Genomic DNA, 6427 nt, shown 5'->3' with positions numbered 1-6427 from the left:
TAGCCGTTTTGATGCCATAAGGTTTTAAAACCGAAAGCATGTCGCGTTTGTTGAATGTCAGCGCCGCCTGATAATAATCGCAAGAAGTTTGCGGAATGCCTAATAATTCGAAGTAAGCCTGCATCAGCCCGTCTTCGCCCGGAGTGCCGTGTATGGCGTTGAAAACCACATCGAAGGTAAGCTTAATTCCGGCATAATTCACAGAGAAATCATGACGGTTTACAGGGAATTCATTTTCGTTTTCATCCACCATCACCCATTTTTCTTTGAAAATATGAATCCGGTAGGCATTGTATTTGGTTTTGTCCAGGAAATTATAAACTACATTTCCGCTTTTTAAAGAAATCTGATATTCGCTGGAATAGCCTCCCATGATGATGGCAACATTTTTCATATATGTAAATTTATTTTTTAGAGGTCATATATGGAATCGCTTTTTTGACGTTTACCTTACAATATTTTATTTTTCATCGGAGTTCGATGATTTTTCAATTGTAGTGCAAACTTTTATAAGTTACGATTTCATATTTTGTCCGTTATTTTATAAGTACTAGTTCTTACAAAATTATCACTATTTGTCGAAACCCACATCAAAAAATATTTTTCTTCCAATAAAATTGAAAAAGTGGGTTCCTGACGACATTAGGCAAACAATTACTTTTTCGGAAGAAACAAAAAATCTTTAGTATTTTATATCTTTGCCCAAAACCAAAACTATGAGTTGGAAGAAATTTTTAACAAGTCCTGTATTTTTCAAAAACCTGGCAATAGCTTTAGTAATTGTTGCGGTATCCATTTTTGGAGTGATGAAGTTTTTAAGTGTTGCAACCAATCACGGAGAAGAGATCCCAGTTCCCAATCTGGCAAAAATGTCAATTGAAAAAGCAGAAGAACGTTTAAATGACATCGATTTAGAATTACACTTGTTAGATACGGTGGATTATAATCCTGCTTTTCCTCCTTATTCTATTGTAGAACAGGATCCACTTCCGGCTGTGACGGTAAAAGACGGACGATCAGTATATGTGAAAATCAATTCAGGAGGGTATGCGAAAGTAGTATTGCCGGAATTGGTTCAGAAAACATACCGTCAGGCGTTGTCGACTTTACGTGCGTTAGGTCTTCAGGAAGGCGATGTGAAGTATGTGGAATACATGGCAAAAGACGTAGTTCTGGAAGTAAAACAAAACGGTAAAACGCTGAAGGCGGGTGATAAGATATTAAAGTCGTCAAAAATTGATTTTGTTTTAGGTGACGGAAAAACCGGGTTCCAGGACCAGGAGATGGACAGTATAAATGCAAGTGAACAATTAGTAGAGCCGACTCCGGCAGATGAAAATGCAGAATAATCATATAACAGATCAGGAAGAATTAGACGAAGAATTATACGAACATCATCGTTTTGAAGCCGGAAAAGGTCAGGCGCCTTTGCGTGTGGACAAATTTTTAATGAATTTGGTTGAAAATGCCACACGTAATAAAATCCAGCAGGCAGCAGCTAACGGGAATATTTTCGTAAACAACATTCCGGTCAAGTCCAATTATAAGGTAAAGGCGAATGATGTGGTGCGTGTTCTATTGGAGCATCCGCCATTTGAAAATATCATTATTCCTGAAAATATTCCGTTGGACATCGTTTATGAAGACGATCAGTTGTTGGTAATCAATAAACCGGCTGGTTTGGTGGTGCATCCCGGACACGGAAATTATACGGGAACATTGGTTAATGCATTGGCTTATCATTTTGAAAACCTGCCGATGAACAGCAGTGAGCGTCCCGGATTGGTGCATCGAATCGATAAGGACACTTCAGGTTTATTGGTAGTTGCCAAAACCGATAATGCGATGGCGCTTTTAGCCAAACAGTTTGAGGAAAAAACCTCCGAAAGAGAATATGTTGCCTTGGTTTGGGGTAATGTAGTAGAAGATGAAGGAACTGTAACAGGATATATCGGACGTCACATGAAAGACAGAATGCAAATGGCTTGTTACGACAACGAAGAATATGGAAAATGGGCGGTAACGCATTATAAAGTAATAGAACGTTTTGGGTATGTGACTTTGGTTTCATGTAAATTGGAAACAGGTCGTACACACCAAATCCGCGTACACATGAAGCACATCGGGCATACATTGTTCAACGATGAGCGTTACGGAGGTCACCTGATTTTAAAAGGAACTACCTTTACCAAATACAAACAGTTTATCGACAATTGTTTCAAGACACTGCCTAGACAGGCACTGCATGCTAAAACGTTAGGATTCGAGCATCCGACCACAAAAGAATTCATGCGCTTTGATACTGAAATCCCCCAGGATATGAAGGAATGTTTCGAAAAATGGCGCGTGTATTCTAAATCGCACACTGTTGAAGATGAAAATTAAATAAAAAAGCCTTCGGGTTTAAGTTACCGTTTGGACGCAAGTGTTATGCATAATGCATTAGGCCACGGATGACACAGATTTTTTGGGGTAAACTAAAAGATTTGGTATAAATCACAATCAGCTTTTAAAATCACTTTTGAATTTTATTTGTGTAAACCAGTTCATTCGGTATGATCTGTGAGCTGTTTTTACATGTGTCAGCAGGGTAACGGGTTTGTGATGCTTTTATATTATTATTCCAAAACGATATCTCGTTTACCAACCCAAATACCATCAACTTTTTTTACATCGACAATTCCCGAACCGCCTTTTTCCCTATCGTAGGAGTTGAGTGGTTTTTTAAGTAAAGGATCGTCTTTGAATAAAAAATCATTGATGTACATTGGTTTGCCTTTGTCCGGAACTTTAACAGCAGAATGTATATGCTGTGGATTATTACTGTTCGGGTAGGAGGCAGGTCGAAATGTTTCAATTTTGTAGTTACCGTTTTTATCGGTTTTACACCAGCCGTGATGGGAACCATGCCATTTCAGAACACTTTTTTCGTCCCCTTTTTTAGAATATTCGCCTTTGGAATCGGTGTGGTAGGCATATAAGATTACATCAGCATATGGGGATTTGTCTTTTTTATAGATGGTTCCGCTGATGATCAATTTCTCGCCGTCTTTTTTTTCATCCGGAATGATCATAGCAGACGATAATTGTTTCGGCATATTCACAAAATAGCATTCGATGGGAGCATCCGGACTGTCACAACTGTCTTTTTCAGCAACAAGTTTTGCAGAAGATTGTGCAAATTCTTTTGAAGTTTCCTGTTGTTTACAAAAAGGCATTAGTAATGAGATGCAAATCAATCCTATCAGTTTAACAGCATGTTTCATAATATGTGTTTTTGATAATCAATTGGTATTCTGAAACTCAAAAAAACTTTTAGGACTTACGAATTCTCAATCAATTACTATTGGTTATATTCCACTCGCAGTAAAGAATAAATTACAGAATCTTCCATAACGTTATTCTTGAAATAATGCTGACGCAGCAAACCTTCCCTGGTAAAATTAAATTTTTCGACTAAACGCAGCGATGCTTCATTTTTAGGTCCGATGAGGGCTTCGATTCGGTTTAGGTTCATCGTTTTAAAACCATAATCGATAACGGCTTTCAATGTCTCTGTCATGATACCTTTGCCCATATGTTCGTCACTGTTTAAAGCATAGCCGATTTCAGCGCGATGGTGTTCAAAAGACCAGGTGTGAAAACCACAGGCTCCGATGATATCTCCGGTTTCTTTATCAAGAATCTGAAAATTCACAAACGACCTGTTGTAGGTAGTTAATCCTTTTTTCAGTTTTTCCTTCTCTTTATCAAGTTCTTCATTTTTTGAAAACCCGAAAAAAGTTTTCAGGTCGTTATCGTTATAATGATGAAATACGAACTCGTAAGTTTCAGGTGTTATTTTTCTTAAGATAAGATTCGGAGTTTCCAGCAGTTCAAAATTCATTTTTTGAGTCTTACTAATTGATTTTTAATTTTGGTTGTGTCAATTGTAAAGATACTGGATTTGAATGAATCCTCCTTCAAAGAAAACAAACTGTTTTAACCAATCTGTTTCAGGATTTCACGTTCCGAATGTCTTACCAGCGGCTTAAACTTTTCATACCATGCTTTCCAGGCTTCGGCATTCATTTCTCTGGATAATTCGGCTTCAAAATCGGCTAAAGTCTTATAAGGCCCTTCGAATATGAACCGATATCCTTCTCCGGTAAAGTCGGTTAGGATTCTTCCGCCCTCGGGCATTTTCATTAGTCCAAGTTTGTTAGCTTCATCAACCAATGCTTTGGCTTCTTTAAATCGGCCAAATTGCAAATAGAATATTTCTCTGACTATGTACATAATGTGAAAAATTAAATTAAACAAAAATTGACTCATAAAGTTACGAATTAATAAAATTGCAATGATTTGATTTTTAGTGTTTTAAAGTTGCTTTTTTTGATTTTCAAAAAGATTTGAAAAAAACATTCTGTGATATAATTTCCGAATTCTGATTTCAAATTTCTATTTTTGTACAACAACACAATTATACCATGTACAAACAGATTATTCGTCCGATACTTTTTTGTTTCGATCCAGAAGCAGTTCACTATTTTACTTTTTCGGCTGTTCGTTTTGCCAATAAAATTCCGGGTGTTTCCGCGATACTGAAGTCGTTTTATACGGTGAACGACAAACGTTTGGAGCGGGAAGTTTTTGGGTTGAAATTCAAAAATCCGGTCGGATTGGCCGCTGGTTTTGATAAGGATGCGAAATTATATAAAGAACTTTCCAATTTTGGTTTCGGATTTATCGAAATCGGAACATTAACGCCAAAAGGTCAGGACGGAAATCCGAAGACGCGTTTATTCCGTTTAAGAGAAGATTCGGCGATTATTAACCGAATGGGTTTCAACAACGGCGGAGTAGAAGAGGCGGTACAACGTCTGAAAGCGAATAACGGTGTTCTAATCGGTGGAAACATCGGGAAAAATAAAGTTACCCCTAATGAAGAAGCTGTAAAGGATTATGAAATCTGTTTCGATGCCTTGTATGATTATGTGGATTATTTTGTGGTGAATGTGAGTTCGCCGAATACGCCTAATTTAAGAGCTTTACAGGATAAAGAACCTTTGACACAATTGTTGCAGACGCTTCAAAACAGAAATGAAACCAAGCAAAAACAGAAGCCAATCTTGTTGAAAATTGCTCCGGATTTAACCGACGAACAATTGCTGGACATCATTGATATTGTAAAAGAAACTAAAATTGCCGGTGTTATTGCAACTAATACGACTATTTCCCGTGATGGATTGCAATCGGTGAATAAGATTGAAACGGGTGGTCTTTCCGGAAAACCATTGACGAAACGTTCTACCGAGGTAATTCGTTTTCTTTCTGAAAAGAGCAATAAAGCCTTCCCTATTATTGGTGTGGGCGGAATCCATACTGCCGAAGATGCTATTGAAAAACTGGAAGCCGGTGCCAGCCTGGTACAACTGTACACCGGGTTTATTTACGAAGGACCCGCTTTAGTGAAAGCCATCAATAAAAAGATTTTAGAAAAAGCATAAAAGGTAGTACCTTAGCCACTCAGAACTTCAGATTCTTCAATGGAAAAAGTCAAGATTATCGAATGTCCGCGCGATGCTATGCAAGGCATTAAGGAATTTATCCCGACAGATAAAAAAGTGCAGTACATCCAGTCGTTATTGCGAGTGGGGTTTGATACCATTGATTTCGGAAGTTTTGTATCGGCGAAAGCCATTCCGCAAATGCAGGACACGGCTGAGGTTTTGGCAAAATTGGATTTGTCACATACACAAAGCAAGCTGCTGGCCATTATCGCCAATACACAGGGAGCTGAAAACGCTTCCATTCATCCTGAAATTCAGTATTTAGGTTTTCCTTTTTCGATTTCGGAGAATTTCCAGATGCGAAATACCCATAAAACGATTGCTGAATCGTTGGTAACATTGCAGGAAATTCTTAATATCGCTGACAAAACCAATAAGGAAGTGGTGACTTATATTTCTATGGGTTTCGGAAATCCGTACGGAGATCCCTGGAATGTTGAAATAGTAGGAGAGTGGACCGAGAAATTGGCTGCGATGGGAGTGAAGATTTTGTCCCTTTCAGATACAATAGGAAGTTCAACCCCTGAAGTTATTGATTATTTGTTTTCCAATCTGATTCCGAAATTTCCTAATGTGGAATTTGGTGCTCATTTGCATACTACACCTGACAAATGGTTTGAGAAGGTAGATGCTGCTTATAAAGCAGGTTGCCGACGTTTTGACGGAGCTATTCAAGGCTTCGGCGGTTGTCCGATGGCTAAAGATGATTTAACCGGAAATATGCCAACCGAAAAGATGCTTTCTTATTTTACTTCTGTGAAAGCCGACACGAATTTAAGTCCGATGAGTTTCGAAAGTGCTTATAATGAGGCTCTTAAAATTTTTACAGTTTATCATTAATATTTCCTGTTAAAATTATTTAAAAAAAGTCTAAA

Annotated in this window: 8 protein-coding genes; 4 read left to right on the top strand and 4 right to left on the bottom strand. The window is 37.9% G+C overall.

What is annotated here, in order from left to right; translation table 11 throughout:
- Nucleotides 1–394: D-alanine--D-alanine ligase (locus tag VLB74_RS02510; protein ID WP_473964690.1), on the bottom strand; the 394-nt coding region annotated here is incomplete at its 3' end.
- 322 nt (nucleotides 395–716) lie between these two features.
- Here VLB74_RS02510 and VLB74_RS02505 point away from each other — a divergent pair.
- Entirely contained in the window at nucleotides 717–1349 is a 633-nt protein-coding gene (locus tag VLB74_RS02505; RefSeq protein WP_325201894.1) for a PASTA domain-containing protein, read from the top strand.
- On the top strand, nucleotides 1339–2385 hold the full coding sequence (locus tag VLB74_RS02500; RefSeq protein WP_325201893.1) for an RluA family pseudouridine synthase: 1047 nt from the start codon (nucleotides 1339–1341) through the stop codon (nucleotides 2383–2385). Before VLB74_RS02505 ends, VLB74_RS02500 begins: the two co-directional genes overlap by 11 nt.
- 233 nt (nucleotides 2386–2618) lie before the next feature.
- On the opposite strand, the gene VLB74_RS02495 is transcribed toward VLB74_RS02500, so the two are convergent.
- The 3 genes from VLB74_RS02495 to VLB74_RS02485 form a co-directional block, all read right to left on the bottom strand.
- Complete coding sequence (locus VLB74_RS02495) at nucleotides 2619–3266, bottom strand: dioxygenase family protein (RefSeq protein WP_325201892.1); 648 nt, start codon at nucleotides 3264–3266, stop codon at nucleotides 2619–2621.
- A 77-nt stretch (nucleotides 3267–3343) separates the two neighbouring features.
- Nucleotides 3344–3886 (bottom strand): GNAT family N-acetyltransferase, encoded by a 543-nt coding sequence (locus VLB74_RS02490; RefSeq protein WP_325201891.1) that lies wholly within the window; start codon nucleotides 3884–3886, stop codon nucleotides 3344–3346.
- 95 nt (nucleotides 3887–3981) lie between these two features.
- On the bottom strand, nucleotides 3982–4278 hold the full coding sequence (locus VLB74_RS02485) for a hypothetical protein (RefSeq protein WP_325201890.1): 297 nt from the start codon (nucleotides 4276–4278) through the stop codon (nucleotides 3982–3984).
- A 191-nt stretch (nucleotides 4279–4469) separates the two neighbouring features.
- Between VLB74_RS02485 and VLB74_RS02480 the strand changes: the two genes are divergently transcribed.
- Both VLB74_RS02480 and VLB74_RS02475 read left to right on the top strand, forming a co-directional pair.
- Entirely contained in the window at nucleotides 4470–5489 is a 1020-nt protein-coding gene (locus tag VLB74_RS02480; protein ID WP_325201889.1) for a quinone-dependent dihydroorotate dehydrogenase, read from the top strand.
- A gap of 39 nt (nucleotides 5490–5528) precedes the next feature.
- A complete protein-coding gene (locus VLB74_RS02475; RefSeq protein WP_325201888.1) occupies nucleotides 5529–6392 on the top strand; it encodes a hydroxymethylglutaryl-CoA lyase in 864 nt (287 codons plus the stop codon).
- The last annotated feature ends 35 nt before the right edge of the window (nucleotides 6393–6427 follow it).

The organism is Flavobacterium sp. (genome assembly GCF_035456225.1).
Classification (GTDB): domain Bacteria; phylum Bacteroidota; class Bacteroidia; order Flavobacteriales; family Flavobacteriaceae; genus Flavobacterium.
Note: the sequence above shows the minus strand (reverse complement) of the source record. Positions and strands in the feature narration are given on the sequence as shown.

Bases quoted from the DNA above. Each gene is read 5' to 3' on its own strand.
- VLB74_RS02505 (WP_325201894.1), top strand. From the start codon at position 717: ATGAGTTGGAAGAAATTTTTAACAAGTCCTGTATTTTTCAAAAACCTG.
- VLB74_RS02500 (WP_325201893.1), top strand. From the start codon at position 1,339: ATGCAGAATAATCATATAACAGATCAGGAAGAATTAGACGAAGAATTA.
- VLB74_RS02495 (WP_325201892.1), bottom strand. From the start codon at position 3,266: ATGAAACATGCTGTTAAACTGATAGGATTGATTTGCATCTCATTACTA.
- VLB74_RS02490 (WP_325201891.1), bottom strand. From the start codon at position 3,886: ATGAATTTTGAACTGCTGGAAACTCCGAATCTTATCTTAAGAAAAATA.
- VLB74_RS02485 (WP_325201890.1), bottom strand. From the start codon at position 4,278: ATGTACATAGTCAGAGAAATATTCTATTTGCAATTTGGCCGATTTAAA.
- VLB74_RS02480 (WP_325201889.1), top strand. From the start codon at position 4,470: ATGTACAAACAGATTATTCGTCCGATACTTTTTTGTTTCGATCCAGAA.
- VLB74_RS02475 (WP_325201888.1), top strand. From the start codon at position 5,529: ATGGAAAAAGTCAAGATTATCGAATGTCCGCGCGATGCTATGCAAGGC.